General features: G+C 60.9%; 22 protein-coding genes. 10 read left to right on the top strand and 12 right to left on the bottom strand.

Annotation, left to right across the window (positions count from 1 at the left end):
- The first annotated feature begins 72 nt into the window (after positions 1–72).
- Entirely contained in the window at positions 73–984 is a 912-nt protein-coding gene (locus tag AB4874_RS09965; protein ID WP_368391878.1) for an ABC transporter permease, read from the top strand.
- The gene (locus AB4874_RS09960; protein ID WP_368391877.1) at positions 977–2,080 is read left to right on the top strand and encodes a quaternary amine ABC transporter ATP-binding protein; all 1,104 of its coding nucleotides are present in this window, start codon (positions 977–979) and stop codon (positions 2,078–2,080) included. The genes AB4874_RS09965 and AB4874_RS09960 overlap by 8 nt, the downstream gene beginning before the upstream one ends.
- Before the next feature lie 131 nt (positions 2,081–2,211).
- Here AB4874_RS09960 and AB4874_RS09955 read toward each other — a convergent pair whose 3' ends face one another.
- Positions 2,212–2,514, bottom strand: a complete 303-nt coding sequence (locus tag AB4874_RS09955; RefSeq protein WP_368391876.1) for an antibiotic ABC transporter — start codon at positions 2,512–2,514, stop codon at positions 2,212–2,214.
- Between the two features lie 357 nt (positions 2,515–2,871).
- On the opposite strand from AB4874_RS09955, the gene AB4874_RS09950 reads away from it, so the two are divergent.
- Positions 2,872–4,050 carry an efflux RND transporter periplasmic adaptor subunit gene (locus tag AB4874_RS09950; protein WP_295534723.1) on the top strand — a complete coding sequence of 393 codons (1,179 nt, stop codon included), beginning with the start codon at positions 2,872–2,874 and terminating at the stop codon, positions 4,048–4,050.
- Positions 4,051–4,062: 12 nt separating this feature from the next.
- Positions 4,063–7,131 (top strand): efflux RND transporter permease subunit, encoded by a 3,069-nt coding sequence (locus AB4874_RS09945; RefSeq protein ID WP_368391875.1) that lies wholly within the window; start codon positions 4,063–4,065, stop codon positions 7,129–7,131.
- A 281-nt stretch (positions 7,132–7,412) separates the two neighbouring features.
- On the opposite strand, the gene AB4874_RS09940 is transcribed toward AB4874_RS09945, so the two are convergent.
- Positions 7,413–9,008, bottom strand: a complete 1,596-nt coding sequence (locus AB4874_RS09940; RefSeq protein WP_295534729.1) for a GMC family oxidoreductase — start codon at positions 9,006–9,008, stop codon at positions 7,413–7,415.
- Positions 9,009–9,175: 167 nt separating this feature from the next.
- On the opposite strand from AB4874_RS09940, the gene AB4874_RS09935 reads away from it, so the two are divergent.
- The 3 genes from AB4874_RS09935 (at position 9,176) to AB4874_RS09925 (ending at position 12,367) form a co-directional block, all read left to right on the top strand.
- On the top strand, positions 9,176–10,384 hold the full coding sequence (locus tag AB4874_RS09935) for a 3-deoxy-D-manno-octulosonic acid transferase (RefSeq protein WP_368391874.1): 1,209 nt from the start codon (positions 9,176–9,178) through the stop codon (positions 10,382–10,384).
- Between the two features lie 70 nt (positions 10,385–10,454).
- Positions 10,455–10,895, top strand: coding sequence for a DUF1178 family protein (locus AB4874_RS09930; RefSeq protein ID WP_368391873.1), 441 nt, complete (start codon positions 10,455–10,457; stop codon positions 10,893–10,895).
- Positions 10,896–10,963: 68 nt separating this feature from the next.
- Complete coding sequence (locus AB4874_RS09925; protein ID WP_368391872.1) at positions 10,964–12,367, top strand: FAD-binding oxidoreductase; 1,404 nt, start codon at positions 10,964–10,966, stop codon at positions 12,365–12,367.
- Positions 12,368–12,477: 110 nt separating this feature from the next.
- Here the strand turns inward: AB4874_RS09925 and AB4874_RS09920 are convergent, their stop codons facing one another.
- Together AB4874_RS09920 and AB4874_RS09915 are read right to left on the bottom strand one after the other, a co-directional pair.
- Positions 12,478–13,020: an adenine phosphoribosyltransferase gene (locus AB4874_RS09920; protein ID WP_295536463.1), complete on the bottom strand. Its 543-nt coding sequence runs from the start codon at positions 13,018–13,020 to the stop codon at positions 12,478–12,480.
- A 117-nt stretch (positions 13,021–13,137) separates the two neighbouring features.
- Positions 13,138–14,004, bottom strand: coding sequence for an S-methyl-5'-thioadenosine phosphorylase (locus tag AB4874_RS09915; protein WP_368391871.1), 867 nt, complete (start codon positions 14,002–14,004; stop codon positions 13,138–13,140).
- A gap of 139 nt (positions 14,005–14,143) precedes the next feature.
- Here AB4874_RS09915 and AB4874_RS09910 point away from each other — a divergent pair, with 139 nt between their 5' ends.
- Positions 14,144–15,010 (top strand): DMT family transporter, encoded by an 867-nt coding sequence (locus AB4874_RS09910; RefSeq protein ID WP_368391870.1) that lies wholly within the window; start codon positions 14,144–14,146, stop codon positions 15,008–15,010.
- Here AB4874_RS09910 and AB4874_RS09905 read toward each other — a convergent pair.
- On the bottom strand, positions 15,007–15,600 hold the full coding sequence (locus AB4874_RS09905) for a flavin reductase family protein (protein WP_368391869.1): 594 nt from the start codon (positions 15,598–15,600) through the stop codon (positions 15,007–15,009). The genes AB4874_RS09910 and AB4874_RS09905 overlap by 4 nt on opposite strands.
- A 68-nt stretch (positions 15,601–15,668) precedes the next feature.
- Here AB4874_RS09905 and AB4874_RS09900 point away from each other — a divergent pair, with 68 nt between their 5' ends.
- Complete coding sequence (locus tag AB4874_RS09900; protein ID WP_368391868.1) at positions 15,669–16,151, top strand: GNAT family N-acetyltransferase; 483 nt, start codon at positions 15,669–15,671, stop codon at positions 16,149–16,151.
- A gap of 53 nt (positions 16,152–16,204) precedes the next feature.
- On the top strand, positions 16,205–16,960 hold the full coding sequence (locus AB4874_RS09895; protein ID WP_295536474.1) for an EcsC family protein: 756 nt from the start codon (positions 16,205–16,207) through the stop codon (positions 16,958–16,960).
- Between the two features lie 25 nt (positions 16,961–16,985).
- On the opposite strand, the gene ptsP is transcribed toward AB4874_RS09895, so the two are convergent.
- From ptsP to AB4874_RS09860, 7 genes are all read right to left on the bottom strand, one after another.
- The gene (gene ptsP / locus AB4874_RS09890; RefSeq protein ID WP_368391867.1) at positions 16,986–19,229 is read right to left on the bottom strand and encodes a phosphoenolpyruvate--protein phosphotransferase; all 2,244 of its coding nucleotides are present in this window, start codon (positions 19,227–19,229) and stop codon (positions 16,986–16,988) included.
- A gap of 42 nt (positions 19,230–19,271) precedes the next feature.
- The gene (locus tag AB4874_RS09885) at positions 19,272–20,525 is read right to left on the bottom strand and encodes an aspartate kinase (RefSeq protein ID WP_295536524.1); all 1,254 of its coding nucleotides are present in this window, start codon (positions 20,523–20,525) and stop codon (positions 19,272–19,274) included.
- A gap of 75 nt (positions 20,526–20,600) precedes the next feature.
- Entirely contained in the window at positions 20,601–21,185 is a 585-nt protein-coding gene (locus tag AB4874_RS09880; protein WP_368391866.1) for a GNAT family N-acetyltransferase, read from the bottom strand.
- Complete coding sequence (locus tag AB4874_RS09875) at positions 21,185–22,444, bottom strand: M16 family metallopeptidase (protein WP_368391865.1); 1,260 nt, start codon at positions 22,442–22,444, stop codon at positions 21,185–21,187. The genes AB4874_RS09880 and AB4874_RS09875 overlap by 1 nt, the downstream gene beginning before the upstream one ends.
- The gene (gene thrC / locus AB4874_RS09870) at positions 22,441–23,838 is read right to left on the bottom strand and encodes a threonine synthase (protein WP_368391864.1); all 1,398 of its coding nucleotides are present in this window, start codon (positions 23,836–23,838) and stop codon (positions 22,441–22,443) included. The genes AB4874_RS09875 and thrC overlap by 4 nt, the downstream gene beginning before the upstream one ends.
- A gap of 9 nt (positions 23,839–23,847) precedes the next feature.
- On the bottom strand, positions 23,848–24,525 hold the full coding sequence (locus tag AB4874_RS09865; protein WP_368391863.1) for an SURF1 family protein: 678 nt from the start codon (positions 24,523–24,525) through the stop codon (positions 23,848–23,850).
- An 84-nt stretch (positions 24,526–24,609) separates the two neighbouring features.
- A complete protein-coding gene (locus AB4874_RS09860; RefSeq protein WP_368391862.1) occupies positions 24,610–25,413 on the bottom strand; it encodes a cytochrome c oxidase subunit 3 in 804 nt (267 codons plus the stop codon).
- Positions 25,414–25,426 lie beyond the last annotated feature (13 nt).

Raw genomic sequence — 25,426 nt, 5'->3', positions numbered from 1 at the left:
GCGCGCGGGGGCTTCTCGCGCGCGCCCTTTCTTTGAACAAGCATGTCGGCACTCGACTGAAGGACATTTTAGATGGCATCTTCCTGCTGGGGCCTTCCGGAGCTCATTTGTCAGTTCCCTGCCCTTCCTGACAAAACCCTGCGCCTGATGCGCATGGGAATCGACAATGGTTTCCGCGGCATCGTGCGCCATTATTCCGACCAGATCGACGCGGCGACCCGCCCGTTGCAATGGTTTCTCAACACCCTTGAAAACGCCTTCACCAATACACCTTGGTTCATCGTTCTCGCAGTTATTCTGACCGTGGTCTGGTTCGCTTCGCGCAGCATCAAGATCGTGATTGGTTCTGCCATCGGCATGTGCCTGATCGGGGTCTTTGGCCTGTGGGAAGACACGATGACGACATTGGCGATGGTCGCCGTGGCAACAATGATTGCCATTGCGCTGGGCTTGCCGATTGGCATTCTCGCGGCGCGATCGGACCGGTTTCAATCGGTGCTGAGCCCGATCCTAGATGTGATGCAGACGATGCCCTCCTTCGTCTACCTGATCCCGGTCGTGGTGATCTTTGGCATCGGCAAAGTGCCCGGCGTGATCGCTGTGGTGATCTATGCTGTGCCGCCGATGATCCGCTTGACGAACCTTGGCATTCGCCTTGTCGACAAAGAAGTGATCGAGGCCGCAGATGCGTTCGGTGCAAACTCGCGTCAAAAACTGTGGGGCGTTCAGTTACCGCTGTCGCTGCCCACGATCATGGCGGGCGTGAACCAAACCATTATGATGGCGCTGGCGATGGTCGTCGTGGCCTCGATGGTGGGTGTCGGTGGTCTTGGTAAGAACGTGCTGCAAGCGATCAACAACCAGTTCTTCACGATCGGCTTCCTGAACGGTTTCGCCCTTGTGGCGATTGCGATCATTTTCGACCGTGCCAGCCAAGCCTTTGGCAAACGGTTGCAGAAACACTCGGAGGCGGGCCATGACTGATTCAACCAACACCGCGCCCAAAGAACGCTCTGGGATCGAGATTCGCAATCTTTACAAGATCTTTGGACCCAATGCCGAGCACTATATCGAGGCGGTTCAAAACGGCATGAGCAAGGATGAGCTGAACGACAAGCACAACCATGTTCTGGGGTTGCAAAACATCAATCTCGAACTGCCGCCGGGTCAGATTTCGGTGATCATGGGGCTTTCAGGGTCGGGGAAATCGACCCTGATCCGCCATATCAACGGGCTGATCATGCCCACGTCGGGCGAGATTTTGTATAACGGGCGCGATGTCATGAAGATGACGCCCGATGAGCTGCGCGAATTCCGCCGCCACGAAACGGCGATGGTATTCCAAAAATTCGCTCTGCTGCCGCATCGCACGATCCTGGAGAACACCCGGTATGGGTTGGATATTCAGGGCATCGACTCGGCCAAATCCAACCCGATCGCGCGCAGATGGATCGATCGTGTGGGCCTGTCTGGCTATGAGGATTACTATCCGAACCAGCTTTCAGGTGGCATGCAGCAGCGGGTTGGTCTGGCGCGTGCGCTGGCCAATGACGCCGATATCTTGCTGATGGATGAGGCGTTTTCCGCGCTTGATCCGCTTATTCGGATGGATATGCAAAAGGTGTTGCTGGATCTTCAGGCCGAGTTGAAAAAGACCATCGTCTTCATCACCCATGACTTGGATGAGGCGCTGCGCCTTGGCGATACAATTGCGATTTTGCGCGATGGCAAAGTGGAGCAAGTCGGCACCGGCCAGGAAATCGTGCTGCATCCGGCCAATGATTACATCGCGGAATTCGTGCGCGAGGTGAACCGCGGCCGTGTGATCCGCGCAGCGACAGTGGCGACTCCGCTGCCTGAGGGCGATACCCCCCTGCCCAAGCTCCGCCTCAAAGGCGCTACCACGCTGGAACTGGCGGCGCGCAAACTGGCGGAACGCGATGTGCGCAATGCGACGGTGCTTGGCAAGGATGGGCGCCCGATGGGGGTGATCGACATGCACACGATGCTGACCGCGATGGTCACGCCCGCCACGGTGGATGACAGTGAAGATGAGGACAGCGAAGAAGACGCGGCCTGATCCGGCAGCGATCTGAACGACGTATGAAACGATGGGGCGCGCAGACAAAGGGATGCGCGCCCCATCGAACAACCTGCATCAGTGGTAAGAGAACCATCTAGGAAAGGTGAGGCGCAATACCTCGTGCGCGTTTAGAACCAACCCGGCCCGCGTTGCGACAACCGCTCCATATTGGCTTGGGTGTGCTGGCCGATCCGCGCCATCGACGCAGAGAGAGCCCGATCGGGCGAATGACCACTTAGCAGCGCGTTCAACGCGGCGTGCCCCGCCTCAAGAACCGCTAACGGCTTTTCCTGAATCATGCGGAGATTTTCATTTTCGGGCACATTCCAGAGCCCTGCAATGCCGGCCAATCGCATTGCGATGACGGATTGTGCTTCAAAGCCGATTCGTGCTGCGTCAAGACCGATCCGTATTGCTTGTAGGGGGTCCATGTCGTACCTCGCATCATTGGCCGTCCAAGGCCAGGAAATCCCAACCTTGCATTTTGATGTTAATTTTGTGTGCCTTTTACAACCGATACGCCAGCCCTGTTTCGGTTTGCCACGGAAACGCTCAAACTCGCAGCTAAACCGCGCCTCTTAGGTCACAGTTCCCTGCTTGATCGTCTTGTTTACTTGATTTCACGCTTCTGTGAGCCAAATTGCAGCGCAAATCTTAGAGTCTGCACAGTACTGTGCGTACGCGCAGCACCAGATGTGCATTGACTTCGCCCTTCAAACCGAACCATTCGGTTCAAAACCAAATAAACTCTCACGAACGTGACCGATTTAACCGACGGGTCCTAACAAATGATCAAACGCCTCCTTATCGCTATTGTGCTGCTTGTTCTCGTCGTCGGCGGGATCGTGGGCTTTAATATGTTCCGATCAAAAATGATCGCGCAGTACTTTGCGACGATGAAGCCACCTGCGGTCAACGTGTCGGTCAGCGAGGTGAAGCCGATCACCTGGACGCCGGGTCTTGAAGCGATTGGCACGGCTTCGGCCGCGCAGGGCACGGACCTTGCCGTAGAAGTCGGCGGCACGGTGCAGGAAATCAATTTCAAATCCAACGACAAGGTCGAAAAAGGTCAGCTTTTACTGAAAATCGACGACCGCTCGGAACGCGCCGATCTGGAATCGGCCAAGGCCGGGCTGGCCCTTGCGGAAACGAACCTCAAGCGGGCACGAGAATTGGCGCAGCGCGGCGTGTCGGCGGCCTCAAATCTGGAGCAAGCCGAGGCCACCGCCCAAGAGGCCCGCGCAAGCGTGGCGAAACTGCAAGCCGTGCTTGAGAAAAAGCGCCTGATTGCGCCCTTCAGCGGCGTCATGGGCATTCCGCAAGTCGAGCTGGGCCAATATGCGGCCACAGGCACGACCTTTGCGACCCTGCAAGATCGCGACAACATGCGCGTCGATTTCACGCTGGCCGAACAACAGGCGCGTCAGGCCTCGGTGGGGCAAGGCGTCGAAGTCATGACCGAAGACGGCACGCTGGATCTCAAAGGGCAGATCACCGGGGTTGAACCCAAGATTGACCCCAATTCCCGCCTTGTCACGCTGCGCGCGGAAATCGCCAATGATAATGAACGCCTGACGCCCGGCCAATTCGTGCATGTGCGCGTGATCCTTCCCACCGAGACGGGCGTGATCGCCTTGCCGCAAACGGTCATCAGCTCAAACCTGTATGGCGACTCGGTTTTCGTCGTGCGCAAGGAAACGCCCCAAGGGTCGGATACCCCGACGCTGATCGCCAAACAGCTTTTTGTGACGCTCGGGCGTCGCTCTGGCACGCTGATTGAAATCACCAAGGGCCTGAAAGCGGGCGATATGGTGGTCAATGCGGGGCAGAACAAGCTGAACTCTGGGGCCAGCGTCACGATCGACAACACGATCTCTCCGGATCCCAATGCCCCCAGCACTGCGGATGTGATGAAAGCGCTCGGGATGCCCGAAAGCGCCGTCCAAGACACCGCGAAATCGCAGTAAGGGTCGCTGGAAATGAATGTCTCTGAAATCTTCATTCGCCGCCCCGTCCTGTCGATGGTGCTGGGTGCGTTCATGCTGTTGTTTGGCGCTCAGGCCTATTTCAACCTGCCCGTGCGGCAATACCCGGAAGTCGAGGAAACGGTGGTCACCATCACCACCGCCTATCCCGGTGCCTCGCCGGAACTGATCCAGGGCTTCATTACTTCGCCACTCGCGGCAGCCGTGGCCACAACCGAAAACGTCGATTACGTCACCACGCAATCGCGCCCCTCGGCTTCGGTCATCTCGGTGCATATGAAGCTGGGGTCGAACTCGGAAGCGGCGATGACCGAGGTGCTGAGCAAGGTGCAGCAGGTCAAAGGGCAACTGCCCACCGCCGCCAAGGATCCGGTGATCGTGAAAGGCACGGGGCGCACCTTCGCGCTGATGTATCTGGCCGCGATGAACCCCAATATGACCCCCGAGCAGCTGACCGAATATCTGGAACGCGTGATCAAGCCCCGGATGTCGACGATCCCGGGCGTGGCGCAGACCCAGATCATCGGCGCGTCGGATTACGCGATGCGCATCTGGCTCGATCCCGACAAGCTGGCGGCGCGTCAGGTGACCGCCTCAGAGGTGCTCAACGCGATCCGCGCGTCCAACTTCCTGTCCGCGCCGGGCAGCACGAAAAACGAATACGTCGCCCAGTCGATCACCCTGCAATCAACGCTGCAAACCCCCGAGGCCTTTGGCCAATTGCCAATTCGCTCCAACGGGGATGAAGTCGTGCGACTGCGCGATGTGGCCAAGATCGAGCTGTCAAAAGCAGCCGACAATGAAATCGTCACCTTCGACAGCAAGCAAGGCACGTTCTTGGGCATTACCACCACGCCCTCCGCCAACCCGCTGGATACGGCGGCGGCGGTGCGCAAAGAATTGCCCGCAATCAACGCCACCCTGCCCGAAGGCATGAAGATCGAACTGGTCTACGATTCCACCGAAACGATTTCGGCCTCGATCGACGAGGTGTTCAAGACCATCGCCGAAGCGGTCGCGATTGTTGTCTTGGTGATCTTGCTGTTCCTTGGCTCGTTCCGTTCGGTTGCAATGCCCATCGTAACCATTCCGCTCTCACTGATCGGCGTGCTGGGCGTGCTGCTGGCGCTGGGCTATTCGATCAACCTGTTGACCCTTCTGGCAATGGTGCTTGCGATTGGTCTGGTGGTTGATGACGCGATCGTCGTGGTCGAGAACATTCACCGACATATTGACGATGGGATGAAACCCATCCCCGCCGCCGTGCAGGGCATGAAAGAAATCACCGGCCCGGTGATCGCGATGACAATCACACTCGCGGCGGTGCTTACTCCGTTGGGCTTTACCGGTGGGCTAACCGGCCAGCTGTTCCGCGAATTCGCCTTTGCGCTTGCGGGATCGGTGATTTTGTCGGGGATCATTGCCCTGACGATCACCCCGATGATGGCGGGGCGGTTGCTGGTGCATGGCAATGCCAAAGGGTTCCAAGCCTTCGTCGATCGCAATTTCGACCGGCTTTCGGGCTGGTATGGGCGGCGCGTGGCGGGCTCGCTTGACGTGCGCCCCGTGACGTTGCTGATCGTGGTCGCGCTGATGGGGCTGACGGGATTTATGCTGGTCAACACCTCGACCGAACTGGCCCCTGATGAAGACAATGGCGCCCTGTTTGCAATCCTCAATGGGCCGCAATACGCGACCACCGATTACACGCAGAAATACATCAACCAAGTGGCCAAGAGCACGGCGGGAATTCCCGAAGTGCGCACCGATTTCTCGATTGCGGGCTTTGGCGGGGCGACCAATTCGGGCATCTATATCTGGGCGCTCAAGGATTGGTCCGAACGCACCCGCAGCCAGAAACAAATCCAGACCGAGATTCAGGCTGACTTGGGCAAATCCACTGGCCTTCAAGGCTTTGCCTTTGCGCCGCCCTCCTTGCCGGGTACCGGCGGCGGCTTGCCGATTTCGGTCGTGCTGCAGTCCATCCACTCGTCAAAACGCGTGGCCGAGGTGGCCGAGGAAATCAAGACCAAGGCGCAGGCCTCGGGCAAGTTCATCATCGTGCAGAACTCGCTTAACTTTGATAGCCCCCAAGTTGATGTGACCATCGACCGCGACCGGGCGGCCGCGCTGAATGTGCCGGTATCCGATATCGGAGCCACGCTCAGCTTGCTGGTCGGCGAGGCCTCGGTGGCGCAGTTTGACCGCGACTCCAACAGCTATGACATCATCCCGCAGGTGCCGCAGAAATTCCGCTCGAACCCCGAAGAACTGGGGCGCTATTTCGTGCGCGCGGCCAATGGCGCGATGGTGCCGCTCTCGGCGCTGGTCAAGATCGAAACCGGGGTGAATGCGGCCTCGATCGAACAGTTCGATCAACTCAACTCGGCGACGATCACCGCGCTCCCCCTGCCCGGCCAATCAACCGGCCAAGGGCTGCAAACGATCACCGACATCGCAAATCAGGTCATGCCCGAAGGCTTTTTCCTGAATTATTCCGGTCAGTCGCGGATCGAGAAAAGCCAAGGCAACACGATCCTGATCGCTTTTGCGGCGGCCGTTCTGGTGATCTACCTCGTGCTTGCTGCGCAATTCGAAAGCTTCCGCGACCCCTTCATCATCTTGATGACGGTGCCGCTGACGATCTTTGGCGCGGTGCTGCCGCTGAACCTTGGGCTTGGCACACTGAACATCTACTCCGAGGTGGGGCTGATCACTCTGGTGGGCCTGATTACGAAACACGGCATCCTAATGGTCGAGTTCGCCAATCAGCAACGCACGCTATCGGGGCTCACCCGCAGGCAAGCGATTGTCAAAGCCGCCCAGATCCGCTTGCGTCCGATCCTGATGACCACAGCCGCTATGGCGTTGGCGGTGGTCCCCTTGATCCTTGCTGTCGGAGCCGGGGCGGCAGCGCGTTCGGCGATGGGTCTGGTGATTTTCTCAGGCCTGCTGATCGGAACGATGTTCACATTGTTCGTCGTTCCAATGTTCTACAGCTTTATCTCGCTATCGGACAAAGCTTGGGACGCAGCGGCCAAACGACGCCAAGAGGCAGGCTGAGCCCGGTCGCGTCGGCGCTCTGACCTGCGCGAGATCGGCAAGGGCGGAACGCTCCGCGGGGAGTATTTGAGGCTAGATGAAAGCGCGTTGTCGTTCATCCGGCCTTAACCTTGATCAGCCAAGCTGGCAGCGCAGGACAGGCTGGAGAGCCGATGACTGCGCTAGGTGAAACGCGCCCCACCTCCCTGTCACAGGCTTGATGGGGCGCGTGACCACCATTTCATCTAGCCAGAAATACTCCCGCCGGAGGCATCCCCAGGCGACATGATCGCTGCGCGCCTTTAGCGTTTCGCATCTTCCAAAATCATCTGCGCGGCTTTTTCGGCGATCATCATCGTGGGCGCATTAGTATTGCCCGAGGTGATCGTCGGCATCACCGATGCATCCGCGATCCGCAACCCTCCCAGCGCCTTGAGCCGCAATCGCGGATCCACCACTGCCCCGTCATCCGCACCCATCCGGCAGGTGCCGACGGGGTGAAAGATCGTCGTGCCGATCTCGCCCGCAGCCCGCACCAAATCTGCTTCGCTTTGATAGCTTGGGCCGGGCTTGAATTCTTCAGGGTGGAATTTGGCGAAGGCCGGCTGCTCGGTCACGCGCCGCACTTGTCGGATGGCCTCGGCAGCCACGCGCCTGTCCCCCTCGGTCGCGAGGTAGTTCGGCGCGATTGTCGGATGGGCGCGCCAATCGGCGCTGTTGATATGGATAGACCCCCGGCTTTCGGGGCGCAGATTGCACACGCTCGCCGTCATCGCCGGGAACGGGTGGACCGCGTCCCCGAATTTATCAAGGCTCACGGGTTGCACATGATATTCCAGATCCGGCATCTCTTTTTCCGGAAAGCTGCGCGTGAAAACCCCCGCCTGCGAGGGCGACATCGACATCGGGCCCGAGCGGAACAGCGCATATTCCATCCCGATCTTGGCTTTGCCCCACAGGCTCGAGGCCATGGTGTTCAGACTTTTGACGCCATGAACCTTGTAGATCAGTCTCAGTTGCAAATGATCTTGCAGGTTCTCCCCGACGCCCGCGACCTCTGCCACCGGGGCAATGCCATTCTGGCTGAGCACATCGCCGCGCCCGATGCCCGATAGCTCAAGTATCTGCACCGAGCCAATCGAGCCCGCCGACAGCACAACCTCGCCCGCACGCACCTCACGGCTTTCGCCGTTTTGGTTATAGCGAATGCCGGTAACGCGGCCTTCCTCGATCACCAACCGCTCAACCTGCGCGCCCGTCTCGATGCGCAGATTGGGGCGCTTCATTGCCGGGCGCAGAAAGGCTTTCACCGCGCTCCAGCGCCAGCCCTTTTTCTGCGTGACATGGAAATAGCCACCGCCCTCGTTGGAGCCGGTGTTGAAGTCATCGGTGCGCGGAAAACCCGCCTGCTCGGCGGCCTCAAGAAAGGCATCCAGCATGTCCCAGCGCACGCGCGCCTTTTCGACGCGCAACTCGCCGCCTGCCCCGTGCAAGTCACTGTCGCCCTGATAAAAATCTTCCTGCCCCTTAAACAGCGGCAGCACATCGTCCCAGCCCCAGCCAGTGCAACCGGATTGGCGCCACATGTCGTAATCGCGTGCCTGGCCGCGCATGTAGATCATACCGTTGATCGACGAACAGCCGCCCAGAATGCGGCCGCGCGGATACAGCAATTCGCGCCCGTTCAGTCCCGGATCGGGGGCGGTTTTATAGCCCCAATCGGTGCGCGGATTGCCGATGCAATACAAATACCCGACCGGGATATGCACCCAATGGTAATTGTCGCGCCCACCCGCTTCGAGCAAAAGCACCCGGTTTCTCGGGTCCGCCGATAGCCGATTTGCCAACACGCAGCCCGCGCTGCCCGCGCCCACGATGACGTAGTCGAACTGATCCATGCGCCCCTCCCTGACATGCTTCCGGCGGTGAGTGTCGCAAGCGCCGCGCGCAGGAACAAGGGCCGCACCGGGCCAATCGCGCAAAACGACTTTGCGAAAACGCCTGATCGGGGCTTGCCCCGGGGTGGGCGCATCCGATCTAAGACAGGAAAGAAACGGAGAACCCAGTGCTTGCCTATCGCCTGTTGACCCACCTGCTTGCGTTGCCAGTTCTGCTGTGGCTGGCGTGGCGTGTGATGCGGAGGGCTGAAAGTGGGGCGCAGGCGCGCCAGCGTCTGGGTGGCGGCGCAGGGGGCGTCGGAGCGCTTTGGGTGCATGCGGCCTCGAATGGAGAGCTGACCTCAGCGCGCCCTTTGATCGAGGCGCTTTTGGCTGATGATCCCGAATTGCGGGTGCTGATCACCACGAATACGGTGACCGGACAGGACCTTGCCCATAGCTGGAACAATGCCCGGGTCATAGCGCGCATGGCGCCGTTGGATCATCGCGCGGTGGTGGAACGATTTCTGGACAGTCATCGCCCGCTGGCGCTGATCGTGGTGGAAAACGAGCTATGGCCCAATCGCATGGCGCTGGCAGCGGCGCGCGGCGTGCCGATCATTGTGATCGGGGCGCGCATGTCAGAACGCTCGGGCGCGCGTTGGGCCAAGACCCGGTTGGGGCGGCAGATGGTGGCCCAGATCGGCGCGCTTTCCGCGCAAGACAAGGACTCCGAGGCGCGGTTTCTGGCCCTCGGTTTGGCGCCCGATCGCCTGCTGCCCTGCATCAACCTCAAGACCGCGATTGGCGCGCGCAAAGCGCTGCCGCTGGACTGGCCGCGTGTCTCGACGGTGCTGGCAGCGTCAACCCATGAAGGCGAAGAGGCGCAGGTGCTCGCCGCCTTTGCGCAAGCGCGCGCGCAGCGTCCCGACTTGCGCCTAATCCTTGCGCCGCGCCACCCGCGCCGCGCCCCCGACATTGCGGCGCTGATCGCCAAGGCGGGGTTGGCCCATGCCACGCGCTCGATGGGCGATCCGCCCGTGGCCGAAGTCTATCTGGCCGACACAATGGGCGAGATGGACAATTGGTATGAAAGCGCCGGGATGTGCTTTGTGGGGGGCTCTCTGGTCGACAAAGGTGGCCACACCCCGTTTGAGCCAGCCGCCCATCACTGCGCCATTCTACACGGGCCGCATGTCGCGAATTTCCGCGATGCCTATAGTGCGCTGGATGCCCAGGGCGGGGCATTGGCATGCACCAGCGTGGCAGAGTTGGCAAAGGCCATGGCACGCCTGAGCGCCGCCGATCAAACACGACTGACACAGGCCGCAACCGCAGCGTTGGGGCCCGCTGCAGATATGGAAGCCATCGCAAAGGCCGTGCGCGCACTGTTCTGAACATGCCAAATACCTTGCATTGCGGCACATTTCGCTTATCTGCTGAAGCATCCGTGAGGAGTTTCGCAAGATGATCCGCTACAGTTTGCAATGCGATAAAGGCCATCGGTTTGACAGCTGGTTCCCATCGGCCGATGGGTTCGAGGCGCTGTCGCGCGCCGGTCAACTGGACTGCGCGATTTGCGGATCAACGGTGGTGAGCAAAAGCCTGATGGCCCCGTCGGTCACGCCCGCGCGCGACAAGGTCGCCACACCCACCGATCCCGAGCGCCCGCTTTCGACGCCGCAGAATGAGACAGAACAAGCCCTTGCCAAGATGCGCCGCGAGATCGAGAAAAACTCAGATTATGTCGGGATGAACTTCGCCACCGAAGCGCGCGCGATTCACAGTGGCGACAGCCCGACCCGCGCGATACATGGCGAAGCCAAGCTGGAAGAGGCACGTGAAATGTTGGAAGAAGGCATTCCCGTCATGCCCCTGCCGTTCCTCAATACGCGCAAAGCCAACTAAGCCGACCTGCTCGCCTCGTGTTTGCCGGGGGCAGCCCCTCGCGCCGGGCGGATGTTGAAGGAGACCCGATGCTGACCAGCGCCGATCAAGCCTTTGCAGCGCGCCTGACGCAGGCCGTTCCCGGAATCCGCGTCGAGACGCCCGAGCCGCGCTATCTGCAAGAGCCACGCGGGCGTCATCACGGTCACGCCGGGCTGCTGGTGCGCCCACACAGCACCGCGCAGGTGGCCGCGATCGTGCGGGCCTGTCATGACGCGCGTGTCGGGGTTGTGCCTTATGGCGGGGGCACCGGACTGGTGGGCGGGCAAATCATTGAAACCGGCCCCGCCCCCGTGATCCTGAGCCTTGAGCGGATGAACGCGGTGCGCGCGATCACCGGCCATGTTCTGGAAATCGAGGCGGGGGCGAGCCTGCAAAACGCTCACGACGCTGCAGAAGGCGCGGGGCGGTTGTTTCCCCTAACCATCGCAAGCCAAGGCAGCGCGCAGATCGGCGGAGTGCTTGCGACCAATGCGGGGGGCGTGAATGTGCTGCGCTATGGCAACGCGCGCGAGTTGTGTCTGGGCATTGAGGCCGTGCTCGCCGATGGCACAGTGATCTCGGGGCTGCGCCATTTGCGCAAGGACAATACGGGCTACGATCTCAAGGACTTGCTGATCGGCTCAGAAGGTACGCTCGGCATCATCACGGCGGCCACGTTACGGCTATTTCCGCGCCCCGCCGCGCTTGGAACAGCGATGATGGTGGTGCCTAACCCCGCAGCGGCGCTGGCGCTATTGGAACTGGCCGAGGCGCGCATGCCGGGCTGTGTCAGCGCGTTCGAGCTGATTTCCGGGCAGGGTTTGGCCTTTCTCGATGCGGTGGGGCCGCAGGTGCATCAGCCTTTCGCCCAGCACCCCGAATGGTCGGTGTTGATCGAAATCGGCCTGCCTCAGGGGCTTGACCCGCAAGACGCGCTGGCGGGGCTGTTTGAGGCGGCGGGTGATCTGGTCAGCGATGGGGTGATTGCCAGTTCTGACGCCCAGCGCGCGCAGATGTGGACCCTGCGCGAAAGCCTGCCCGAGGCGAATAAACGTATCGGTTCGATCTCAAGCCACGATATTTCTCTGCCCTTGCCGAAACTGGCGGAGTTCATCGACATCGCCCGCACACAGCTATCTGCGATGGCCGATATCCGGATCAATTGCTTTGGTCATGTTGGCGATGGCAACCTGCATTTCAACGCCTTTCCAGCCGACGGGCGCGATCGCGCGAGTTATGAAAACCTGCGCGCGGACATTGCGCAGGTGGTCTATGATCTGGTCGACGGGTTTGGGGGCTCGATCTCAGCCGAACACGGTATCGGGCGGTTAAAACTGCGCGATCTGGAACACTACGGCGACCCCGGCAAACTGGCGGCGATGCGCGCGATCAAAGCCGCGCTTGATCCAAGAGGGATTTTGAACCCCGGCGCGGTGCTGGCCCAAAATTGAATGCACCCCGTCAGATCACTCCGACGAGGTGCAGCGCTTTGGTTCACGTGTTTGCAAGCAGCAGAACCATCAGGCCTGCACAGAATTGCGTGATTCCTCTTTAAATATGGTTAAGCACCTTCGAATTCGCACAGAACATGCACGTTCATGCCCAGATCTTCCAGCAGCTTGCGCCCGCCCAGTTCCGGCAAATCGACGACAAAGGAACAGCCCACGATCTCACCTCCGACGCGCTCGATCAGCTTGATACCGGCCCCGCAGGTGCCCCCAGTGGCCAGAAGATCATCCACGATCAACACCTTCTCGCCGGGTTGGATCGCGTCTTCATGCATCTCCATCACCGCCTCGCCATATTCCAGCGTATAGGACTGCGAGATCGTCTGGCCGGGCAGCTTGCCCTTTTTGCGGATCGGCACGAAGCCCTTTGAAAGCTGATGCGCAATCGCGCCGCCAATGATGAACCCGCGCGCTTCAAGCCCGACGATCTTGTCAATCTGCTGACCCGCCCACGGGTGCAGCATCTGATCAATCGCCATGCGAAACCCGCGCGGATCGGCGAATAGCGTGGTGACATCGCGAAACAAGATTCCCTCATGGGGAAAATCGGCGATGGTGCGAATGTAATCTTTCACGGTTTTGGTCTGGGCGTTCATCAAGACAGGCTCCGAATTGCAGTTAGGTCAGCATTAGCCAGAAAACGCCGCAGAGGCCACGCAAAGCTGGCGCGCGCGGCGCGACAAACCCACGCGCGGCCGGGCCACGCGCCGCGTTCAAAAAACGCGCCCTGCCACGGTTTTCAGTTTCACCATCATGGTCGGATCGCGCTTGGCCGGGGCGGTCATGATCGCACTATCCAGCGCATGGTTGCAGCTCTCGCTGCAATCGCTCGTAGGTCCGGCCAAAAGCGCGGGCAGCGCGGCCACAAGGTCACGCGCCTTCGCGGCGTTCTTTTGCGCCACCGCGACCACTTGGGCCACATCCACCGCGTCGTGATCGGGATGCCAGCAATCGTAATCGGTGATCATCGCGATGCAGGCATAGCAAATCTCGGCCTCGCGAGCGAGCTTGGCTTCGGGCATGCCGGTCATGCCGATCACATCCGCACCCCAACTGCGATACAGCTCGCTTTCCGCCTTGGTGGAAAATTGCGGTCCTTCCATCGCGATATAGGTGCCGCCCTGATGCACGCGCACGCCAGTCGTTTGCGCCGCGCTGGTGCAATGCCCCGCAAGACGTGCGCAGATCGGATGGGCCACCGAGACATGCCCCACCAGACCGGGGCCGAAAAACGATTTCTCACGCGCGAAGGTGCGGTCGATATACTGATCCACGATCAGGAAATCACCCGGCGCGTAGGCTTCTTTCAGCGACCCCACGGCCGAAACCGCAACCAGATCGGTGACGCCAAGCTGTTTCATCGCGTCGATATTGGCGCGGTAGGGCACGGTGGAGGGCGTGTGGACATGCCCACGCCCGTGACGCGGCAGGAAGGCCATTTTCACACCCCCCAGCGTCCCGGTCAAAATCTGATCCGAGGGGTCGCCCCAAGGCGTTTGCAGACTGACCCAAGCGGCGTCTTCAAGCCCGTCAATCTCATAAAGGCCAGAGCCGCCGATCACCCCGATCATCCTGTCCATCGCACCTATCCTCTGGCTGTCATTTTCTATCGCCCAAAGCCTAAGCCTACAGCCCCCCCGAGAAAAGAGGGATTGCAGAGCCGTGATCGGCGGTCTATCGGCGCTTAGGGCGCGCAGTTATTGCGCGAAGGGGGCGCTAGTGGAAAATATACGCGGATCAATCCTGATGGTCGCAGCAATGGCAGCTTTCGCGATGGAGGATATGTTCGTCAAATCCGCCTCGACCCATGTCGCCGTGGGCATTGTTTTGATGTTGTTTGGCCTTGGCGGGATGGCGGTCTTTGCCACGCTCATCACCGCGCGCGGCCAGTCCCTTGGGCATCGCGCCGTGCTGTCCCCTCCAATGCTGATCAAGCTATGTTTAGAAGTGGTGGGCCGTCTGGGCTACACTTTGGGCATCGCGCTCACGCCTTTGACGAACGCCTCGACGATCTTGCAAGCCACGCCGCTGGTGGTCGTCGCCGGTGCCGCGATTGTGTTTTCCGAGCGTGTCGGGACACGGCGCTGGATCGCCGTCGGGATCGGGTTTATCGGCGTGTTGATCGTGCTGCGTCCCGGTCTTGAGGGGTTCGTGCCCGCAGCGCTATGGACGGTGCTGGGGATGTTTGGCTTTGCGGGCCGCGATCTGGCGACACGCGCCTGCCCCCCCGCGCTGTCAAATTTCCAGCTTAGCTTTTACGGCTTTGCCATGCTGATCCCCACCGGAGCCTTGATCTTGATGATCACCGGCGGCTCTGGCGCGCCCGATTGGGCTGTGCTGCGCGATGTTGCAGGTGCTGTGTGTTTCGGCACCTTCGCCTATTGGTCGCTGACAAAAGCGATGCGGATGGGTGAGGTCTCGGTGATCACGCCGTTCCGCTATACGCGGCTGATCTTTGCGCTGATCTTGGGCGCGCTGGTCTTTGGCGAGCGCCCCGATGGCGCTATGATCATCGGCTCGGTGCTGATCGTGGCGAGCGGGCTGTATACGCTGCTGGAACAGCGCCGCGTGCGCCGACTGGCTTAATCGGGGCGCTTCATTTCGAACAGATCGCGCACGGCGGCATAATCGTGATAGCCCAGCCGCGCCAGCCGGTCTTGGGGCAGATAGCGGCCGTCTTTTACGCAAGCATCGTCGATGTGAATGCCCGTCACCTCGCCATGCACGAGGAAATTGGCGTCCCCGAGCAAGTCGATCACCTGCACCACGCGACATTCCAGCGCCGCAGGGGCCAGCGCCACGCGCGGGCAATCAATCGTCTCGCACTCGGCCTTTTCGATTCCGCATTGCGCGAACTCATCCGTGCCCGCAGGGAAATTCGCGCAGCTTGCGTTCATCTGATCCTTCAGCGCCGAGGTCACGAGATTGACGCAAAACACCCCTGAGTCGCGCAATTGCGCCACGCTGTCCTTGGTGCCCTCGCGATCGGGTTTTGCACCGGTCGAGGCAAAGATCACCTGTGGCGGCGTATAGGCCACCGCGTTGAAAAACGAATAGGGCGCAAGGTTGTCGCCCAACGCGCTGCGCGTGGAAATCCAACCGATCGGACGCGGCGCGACAATGGCGTTGAAGGGGTTATGCGGTAGGCCATGGCCATCTTGCGGTTTGTAAAACATCGTTTCTCCTGTTTGATCCTGAACTTAGCGCGTGCTACCGCGTCTGACAGGGTAAAAGGGCGGGCGCGATGTATCAGCTCGAGGAAGAGACCGAAGACGATTGGTGGGAAGTGGAGGCGCTGTATGACCTCTGCTTTGCCCCCGGACGCACCGCGTTGTCATCTTACCGGCTGCGCGATGGCGTAGAACCGGTGCGCGCGCTTTGCCTGACGTTGCGCCAAGACGGCATTCTAGCCGCCGTGATCCGCTACTGGCCGGTGCAGGTTGCGGGCGCGCGGGTGTTGCTGCTAGGGCCGATTGCGGTGCACCCGACACGCCAAGGCGAGGGGCTTGGCGGGCTGTTGATGCATGAAAGCCTGACCGAGGCCCATCGGCTGGGCTGGGAGCGCGTGTTGCTGGTCGGCGATGCACCCTATTACGCGCGATTCGGCTTTGAGCGCCTTGAGGGTGTCGAGATGCCCCCGCCAACCAACCCCGACCGCGTCTTGGGCCTGGAACTGGTTGCCGGAGCCTGGCAAGGCGTGCGCGGTCCCGTTGAAAAGGCGATTTGATTGGCGAAGCGTCCCTACGACCCCATATGATAGGGGTAGTACAGGAGGCTTTGATGGCTGAGATTCTTCCCCCCGTGACCGATCCCGTCATTTTGAAGCAACTCGACGCGCTGGCGATACGCCACCGTGCGGCAAGTGGCGTCGTCATGAACCTAATTGGCTATATCGGCGGCTCTGCCGAAAGCCTTTTGGGCAAGCTACCCGCCCCGGTGCGTGCGGGGCTGGATGGCGCGACCGAGCGCGCGCTGTCAGGCGCGATGGTAGCGGCGGAACGCTCTCGCGGGATCGTGGCGGACCGGCCCGATTGGGTGAACCGCACGCTTACGGCAGCGATGGGTGCTGCAGGCGGCGCGGGTGGCTTGGGCAGTTCGCTGGCGGAATTGCCCTTTACCGTGACAATGCTGCTGCGCGCCATTCAGGGGATCGCCGCTGAACACGGGTTTGACCCGGCCTCTGAGGAGGTGCGGATGGAGTGCCTGCGCGTCTTTGCGTCAGCCGGGCCACTGGCGGATGATGACGGGATGGATCTCAGCTTTCTCGCCGCGCGCACAACCATCACCGGGCCGAGCCTGAAATCGCTGGTGGCCAAGGTCGCGCCGCGCCTGTCTGCGGTGCTGGGCCAGAAGCTTGCCGCGCAAGCCGCCCCGATTTTGGGCGCGGTGGCGGGGGCTGCGGTGAATTATTCCTTCACCAGCTATTATCAGGAAATCGCGCGGGTGCATTTCGGGCTCAAACGCTTGGCCCGTGACAGCGGTGCGGATGAGGGCGTGCTGCGCGAAGAACTGGTCGCGCGGCTGGCCAAGACCTAGCGCGCCCTGCCCCGATCTGTCGCGGTTACAGATGCGCCAGATAGCTGGTCACGACAGGCCGCACCGAAGTGTGGCCCTCATTGCGCGCGCGCTGAATGATCTGGCGCAACTCGCCCAGATCGGAGCGCCGGATCAGGTGCTTGACCGGCCCGATCGAGGCTGGGCGCATCGACAGCGCGCGGATGCCAAGGGCGGCAAAGGTCAGCGCCTCAATCGGGCGTCCAGCATCCTCGCCACAAAAGCTGAGCGGCGTGTTTGCGACCGCGCAACGCGCGATGATGCGCTCAAGGAAGGTCAGGAACGACGTATCCAACGTGTCATAGCGCTTGCGCACCCGTTCGTTTTCACGATCAGCTGCAAAGAAGAACTGCTTGAGATCATTGCCCCCGATCGAAATGAAATCGCAGGCATTATAGAAACTGTCAGGCGCAAACCCCAAAGACGGGGTCTCTAGCATCGCCCCGATGCTCAGCTCTTCGGGCACGACGCGCCCCATCTCCGCCTCGCGGTCGCGCACCCGAAACAGCATGTCACGCGCGGCGTAGAATTCCTCGGGCAGCGCGATGAAGGGGAACATGATCGACATTGGACGACCATTGCCCGCACGCAGCAGTGCCTGCAACTGCATCCGCAGCACGCCCGGCTTGTCCAATCCCACCCGCAGCGCGCGCCAGCCCATCGCGGGGTTGGGTTCGTCTTGCGGCTTCATATAGGGAACGACCTTGTCCGAGCCGATGTCGAGCGTGCGAAAATAGACCCGCTTGCCATCCGCCGCATCCATCACGCGCGCATAAAGCTGCGCCAACTCGCCCCGGCGCGGAACGCGGGTGCGGGTGAGAAATTGCAACTCGGTGCGAAACAGGCCCACGCCTTCGGCACCCGAGCCCTTGAGCGAGGGCAAATCCGCCATCAGTCCGGCATTCATCAGCAAGGAAACCGTTTGGCCTGAGATATCGGTAGCGGGTAGATCGCGCAGATCGGCATAGCGTTTTTGCGCCTCTGCCTGCATCGCGATCTTGTCGCGAAAGGCATGCGCCACACTTTCTTCGGGGCGAAGATGCACCACGCCCTGATCGCCATCGACCAAGATCGGATCCCCGTTCAGCGCCTCTGCCGTGATCCGCCCGGCATGGATGACAAGCGGAATCGACAACGCGCGCGCCACGATTGCCGCATGGCTGCCAACCGAGCCCTCTTCCAACACCACGCCCTTGAGCTTACGGCCGTAATCCAACAGCTCCGCAGGCCCGATATTGCGCGCCAGAAGCACCGGATTTTCAGGCATTTCCGCCCCGGTATCGCTGCCTTGCCCGGTCAGGATGCGCAGCAAGCGGTTGGACAGATCGTCAAGATCGTTAAGCCGCTCGCGCAGATAGGGATCGGGGGCAAGCTGCATGCGCGCGCGTGCCGCGTTCTGCTCTTTTTCGACGGCGGCTTCGGCGGACAGACCGGCGGCGATATCTTCGCTCATCCGCCGTTTCCAACCCTTCGAGGCCGCCAGCATCTTGAAGGTCTCAAGCACCTGACGCTGATCCTTGTCGATCACCGTGATGTTGGACAGCATCTCATCAATGCGTTTGCGCAGTTCTTTGATTCCGTCCTCAAGACGGGCCTGCTCTGTCTCGGGGTCTTCGCCAACGGGATTGGTCACAACCACGCGCGGCTCGTGCAGCCAGACGCGCCCTTCGGCGGCACCTTCCTGCCCGGTGGCCCCACGAAACATGACCGTGAACCGGTGGGTCGCGCCGATATCGGCATTCTCGCCGCCCACAAACGCACCCAGTTCGGTCATCTCGGCAAGCACCATCGCCACGACATCAAGCCCGTAAAGCTCATCATCGGTGAACGAGCGTTTTTCCTTGGACTGCACGACCAGCACGCCGAGCTTTTCGCCCACGCGCTGAATTGGCACGCCAACAAAGCTGGAATAAATCTCTTCGCCGGTCTCGGCCATGTAGCGAAACCCGGGCTCCGAGGGCGCATCGGCCGAATTGATCGGTTGGCCCGAGCGCGCCACGCGCCCCACCAGACCTTCGCCCAGACGCATCCGCGTTCGGTGAACCGCCTCGGGGTTGAGACCCTCGGTCGCGCAAAGTTCCAGCGTTTCGGGATCGCGGAACAGATAGATTGAGCAAACCTGCGTATCCAGCGAATCCGCAATCAAATGCGTGATCCTGTTCAACCGATCCTGACCATCGCCATCAGTGGCCAGCGTGTCGCGCAACCGCTTGAGCAGCGTGCGACTATCGCTATCGCTATAGTCCACCATGGATGAGTTCGCGCCCCCGTTCTGAAGGCCTGTGAAATAAGATCAGGCTTTATCCAGTCCGAACACATCATGCAGGGCCTGAACCGCAAGTTCCAGATATTTGCGGTCCACCAACACCGAAATCTTGATTTCTGACGTCGCAATGACCTTGATGTTGACGTTTTCAGCAGCCAGCGCCTTGAACATTTCTGCGGCAACGCCCGCATGGCTGCGCATGCCAATGCCCACGACCGAAATCTTGGCGACATCTTCATCTGCAATCAGATCGTCGAAATTGATCAACCCGGCGGCGCGGGCATCTTCCATCGCCTTGCGGGCACGCGGCACTTGGTTGATCGGGCAGGAAAAGGTCATATCGGTGACTTTCACCGCGTGTTTGGCCTGATGCTCCGAGATGTTCTGAACGATCATATCGACGTTCACACCTGCATCCGCGAGCGGGCCAAAAATCGCGCCCGCGATGCCGGGGCGATCCTCGACCGTGACAAGCGTCATTTTCGCTTCATCGCGCGAAAAGGCCACGCCGGAGACAACTTTCGATTCCATGATTTTATCCTCGTCGCAGACCAAAGTGCCCGAAGTCTCGTCGGTTTCTTCAAATGAGCTTAGCACACGCAGCGGCACCTTGTAGCGCATCGCCAGCTCGACCGAGCGGGTTTGCAGCACCTTGGCACCCAGGCTGGCCAGTTCGAGCATTTCCTCAAACGCGATCCGGTCCAGCTTGCGTGCTTTGCTCGAAACGCGCGGGTCAGTCGTGTAGATGCCATCGACATCGGTATAGATATCGCAGCGCTCGGCCCCGAACGCGGCGGCAAAGGCCACGGCGGTCGTATCAGACCCGCCCCGGCCCAGCGTGGTGATCCGGCCCTCATGGCTCAGCCCTTGGAAGCCCGCGATCACCGCAACCTTGAACCCTTCGGCGAATTTCGCATCCAGATTGTCACGCGGGATCGACATAAAGCGCGCCGCGCTATGTGCCGAGGTTGTGTTGATCGGCACCTGCCAGCCCTGCCAACTGCGCGCCGAAATCCCCATTTCCTGCAAGCGCAGCGCCATCAGACCGGCGGTCACGTTCTCGCCCGAGGAGACCACGGCGTCATATTCGCGCGCGTCATAGAAGGGCGAGGTTGTCTCAACCCAGTTCACCAATTCATTGGTGCGCCCCGACATGGCCGAGACAATAACGATCACGTCATAACCGCGCTCGACCTCGCGCTGCACCTTTGCGGCAGCATTCGCGATCCGGTCGAGGTCGGCAACCGACGTTCCGCCGAATTTCATCACCAGAATTGGCATCGAAACCCCCTTGGGCATAATCGCGCCCCTGCTAGCGTGAAGCGCGCGCACACGCAAGAGATTTGGCGCGTGCGCTCAGCCGACATCCGTGCGCCCGCGCCGATCAGATCGCAGGTTGGAATAGAGCACATGATTGCGCCAGCGCCCGTTGATTTGCAGATAGCTTTGCGCCACGCCCTCATATTTGAAGCCAGATTTCTCCAGCACGCCGCGCGAAGCTGCGTTTTCGGGCAGGCAGGCGGCCTCGATCCGGCTCAGATCCAGCGTGATAAAGGCGTAATGCACCACGGCCTCAATCGCCTCGCGCATATAGCCTCGGCGGGTATAACGCTGCCCGACCCAATAGCCCAAAGTGCCCGCCTGCGCAGGCCCGCGCCGGATATTGTCCAGCGTCAGCGCGCCCAGCAATTGCTGATCCTTGCGCCGGATCAGAAATACTGGCAGCGCGGTATCGGCCGCCACCGCGCGCGCAGCCCAATAGACCCGATTGGAAAACGCCTTGCGGCTAAGGTGATCGGGCGACCAGCTTGGCTCCCAGGGCATCAGAAAATCCCGCCCCTCGGCGCGCAAACTTGACCAGGCAGTGTAGTCGCCGTGCTCGGGTGGGCGCAGCGTCATCCGCTCCGTCTCGATGCGCACCTGCCGACGACGCTGGAACATTACGCGGCAAGCCTTTCGCGCACAGATTGCAGCGATGGCGCGTCATCGACCGGCCCATAGAGCGCCAGCGCCGTGCGCCCGCTATCGGCGAGCCGTTCGGCAAAGGCGCGCACGGCGTCGCGGGTGACCGCATCAATGCGTGCCGAGGCCTCTTCGATGCTGGGCACATGGCCCCAGACATGCAGGCTGCGCGCCATGCGTTCAGCGCGCGCCGAAGCGCCTTCGAGACCCATCAAGAGCCCGGCCTTGATCTGCACACGGGCGCGCGCAATCTCGGCCTCGGACATATCGTCTGCGGCGCGCTTCATCTCGTCAATGGTCAGGTCGGACAGACCCTTGATCTCCTCACCCGAGGTGCCGGCATAGATTGTGAACATGCCGGTATCTTCATAGGCCCCAGCCTGCGAGAAGATCGTGTAGCACAGACCACGTTCCTCACGGATCTTCTGAAACAGCCGCGAGGACATGCCCCCACCCATCGCGGTGGAATAGACCTGCACGGTATAAAGATCGGCATCGCGATAGCTTGGTGCCTCAAAGCCCAGCGCGAAATGCGCCTGCTCCAGCTTCTTGATCTCACGGCGCTCGCTGCCCGACCAAGCAGCGCGTTCGGGCGCGGGGTTGAGCGAGGGCGCGATGTCACCGAAAATCGCCTCGGCACGTTTCACGATATCGCCGTGATCGACCGCACCTGCCGCCGACAGGATCATCTGATCGGGGCCGTAATGTTCGCGCACAAATCCCGACAGATCGTCTCGCGCAAAGGCGCGCACGCGCTCGGCCGGGCCAAGAATGGTGCGCCCCATCGGTTGATCGGGATAAGCCGCCTCTTGCAGCCAATCAAAAATAACATCGTCGGGCGTATCCAGCGATTGCCCGATTTCCTGCAAGATCACGCCACGCTCGACCTCGATCTCGCGCTGATCAAAGATCGGGTTGAGCAGGATGTCGGAAATCACATCCAGCGCGAGGGGCACATCGGCCTGCAAAACACGCGCGTAATAGGCGGTCATCTCGCGCGAGGTATAGGCGTTGATATAGCCGCCCACATCCTCGATCGCCTCGGCAATTTGCAACGCAGTGCGTGTTTTCGTACCCTTGAACGCCATATGTTCAAGGAAATGCGCGATGCCGTTTTGCTCGGGGCGCTCGTGGCGGCCCCCTGCCGTGACCCAGATTCCGATTGAGGCCGAGGCCAGCCCCGGCATCCTTTCCGTCACAATGCGCAGGCCGTTTTTCAGCGTGGTCATCTCAATCATTTACGGCGTCTTTCACGGATCAGCGCCTCAAGGGCGGCAAGGTCATTGGGCACGCGCGTCACGCGTTCGTCCCGTTCAAACAGGTCGGCCATGCGCGGGGGCAGCGGCGGGCGGATGCCTGTGGCTTCCTCGACCGCATCGGGGAACTTGGCCGGATGCGCGGTGGCGAGCGTCACCATTGGGGTGGCTGGGTCACGCTGCAGCGCCTGCTTGGCGACATTCACCCCAACGGCGGAATGCGGACACAGCAGTTCGCCGGTTTCGCGCAAGCTGTCGCCGATCTCTTCCATCGTGCGCCCCTCGCCCACCGCGCCGCTGTCATAGACCGCGCGCAGGGCTCCGATGGCGTTGGGCGAGACGGTAAAAGAACCGTTGGTTTTCAGCTCGTCCATCAGCGCCGCAATCGCCGCCCCATCCTTGCCATAGGCCCAGAACAGCGCGCGCTCGAAATTCGAACTGACCTCGATATCCATCGAAGGGCTGATCGAGGGCGTCACGCCGCGCTTGGTGTAATCGCCCGCCTCAAGGCAGCGATGCAAAATGTCGTTCTGGTTCGTCGCGATCACCAGGCGCTCAATCGGCAGACCCATTTCCTTGGCAAGGAACCCTGCGAAAATATCACCGAAATTGCCGGTCGGCACGGTGAAGCTGATCTTGCGATGGGGCGCGCCCAGCGCCACGGCGGCGGTGAAGAAATACACGATCTGCGCCAACACGCGGGCGAAGTTGATCGAGTTCACACCCGCCAGCCCCACCTCGTCACGGAAGGTGAAATCGTTGAACATGTCCTTCAGCTTGCCTTGGCAATCGTCGAAATCGCCATCCATCGCAAGGGCATGGACATTGCCCTCAATCGGCGTGGTCATCTGGCGGCGCTGCACCTCGGAAACCCGGCCATGCGGGAACAGGATAAACAGATCGACATTGTCGAGCCCGCGAAACGCCTCGATCGCGGCAGAGCCGGTATCGCCCGAGGTCGCGCCGACGATCGTGATCTTCTGGTCGCGTTTCTCCAGCTCGATCTGGAACAGCTGGCCAATCACCTGCATCGCGAAATCCTTGAACGCGAGGGTGGGGCCGTGGAACAGTTCCAGCAGGAAGTGGTTGGGCGCAAGTTGCACCATCGGCGCGCGCGCTGCATGGCCAAAGCCCGCATAGGCGCGTTTGATGGCGCCGCGCAGTTCGTCCTCAGAGAAGGTCTCGGAGACGAAAGGCTTCATCACCCGATAGGCGACCTCTTCATAGGGCTGCCCGGCCAGCGCCGCGATCTCATCGCCGCTAAACTGAGGAACGCTCTCGGGCACATACAAACCGCCATCGCGGGCAAGGCCCGTCAGCATCGCATCGCCAAAATTCAGAACCGGGGCCTGCCCCCGTGTGGAAACATAACGCATGCTCAATCCTTAGATCGGTTGCCGCCTGATACGCCACAGAAGAAAGATTGTCATCCCGGCCCAGACGATTGCGAGCAAAAACCAAGTGATCGCGTATTGGAGGTGATCATTTGGGATGCCGGAGATGGTAATCGGCTCGGGGGTGATACCCTGCGCGTCGCCCTGAACCTGCGCTGCGACAACCAAGATCGGCTCGGTCCTAAGCGCTTTCGCCATCGCGGGCACGTCGCGCGCGAACCACAGCCCGGTCTTGGCATCGGGGGGCGGGGTGTAGCTGTCGGTCTCATTGGGCCAATGCAGGTTGCCCGTCACGATCAGCGCGGTCGGCGGTCGGGCAGTATCGCGTCCTTTCTCAGGCAGAAAGCCGCGATCAAGCAAGATGCGACGGCCCTCGCCAGTCTCAAACGCAGAGATCACACGATAGCCCGCGCCCACGCCCTTCTGCCCCGACAGCACAAGTATCTCCTGCCCCGTCGTGCCGCCTGCAAATTCGACGGGCTGGTATTTCATCGCCTGCGTGTCGCTGCCCTCGGGCGGCAAATCTTGCGGATCGCCGCCGATCTTGGCGGAAATCTCGGACAGCATCGTGCGCTTCCATTCCAGCCGGTTGAGCTGCCACACGCCCAATGAGATCAGGATCGCGCAGCCCACCACGCCCAGCAGCAACGGAAATACAAAACGGGTCATTGCCCCTCCAGAAATACGGCGCGCCACGAAAACGGCGCGAAGGTCACCCCCCGCGCCGCCTCAAAGCCAGCCAAAAGGGGGCGCTTACGCGCTGCCCCAGATATAAATCGAAGCGAACAGGAACAGCCAGACCACATCGACAAAGTGCCAATACCAAGCCGCCGCCTCAAAGCCGACATGACGGTCGGGCGTCATCTGGCCCTTGGTGATGCGGATCAGACAGACCAGCAGGAACAGCGTGCCGATGATCACATGCGCGCCGTGAAATCCCGTCGCCATGAAGAAGTTCGCACCGTAGATATTGCCCGACAAGCCAAAGGCCGCATGGCTGTATTCATAGGCCTGCAGCACGGTAAAGCTGAAGCCCAAGATCACCGTCAGGATCAACCCCTGCTTAACCGCCTTGCGATCATTCTCATGCACCAGCGCGTGGTGTGCCCAAGTCAGCGTCACCCCCGAAAGCAGCAAGATCACCGTGTTGATCAACGGCAGATGCCACGGGTCAAAGGTCTGGATACCAGCCGGAGGCCAAACACCGTCTACCGCCGGGCTTTGCGGGCCCATCGGATACATCGCATGTTTGAAAAAGCTCCAGAACCAGGCGGCGAAGAACATTACCTCGGACATGACGAACAAGATAAAGCCATAGCGCAGCCCGATCGCGACGACGGGCGTATGATCCCCGACCTCGCCCTCATGCACGACATCGGACCACCAGCCATACATGGTATAAAGCACAACCAAGAGCCCGGCGAAGAACATGTAATGCGTGATGCCAGCCATCCACATGACGGCCCCGAACAGCATGATAAAACCGCCCAGTGCGCCCAGTAACGGCCAGATTGAGGGCGGCAGGATGTGATAGTCGTGGTTCTTTGCGTGGGCCATGCGTCTCCCTCCG

The organism is Thioclava arctica (assembly GCF_040892615.1).
In the GTDB taxonomy this organism is placed as follows: domain Bacteria; phylum Pseudomonadota; class Alphaproteobacteria; order Rhodobacterales; family Rhodobacteraceae; genus Thioclava; species Thioclava arctica.
The sequence above is the reverse complement of the archived record's forward strand: the minus strand, read 5'-3'. Positions and strand labels throughout refer to the sequence as shown.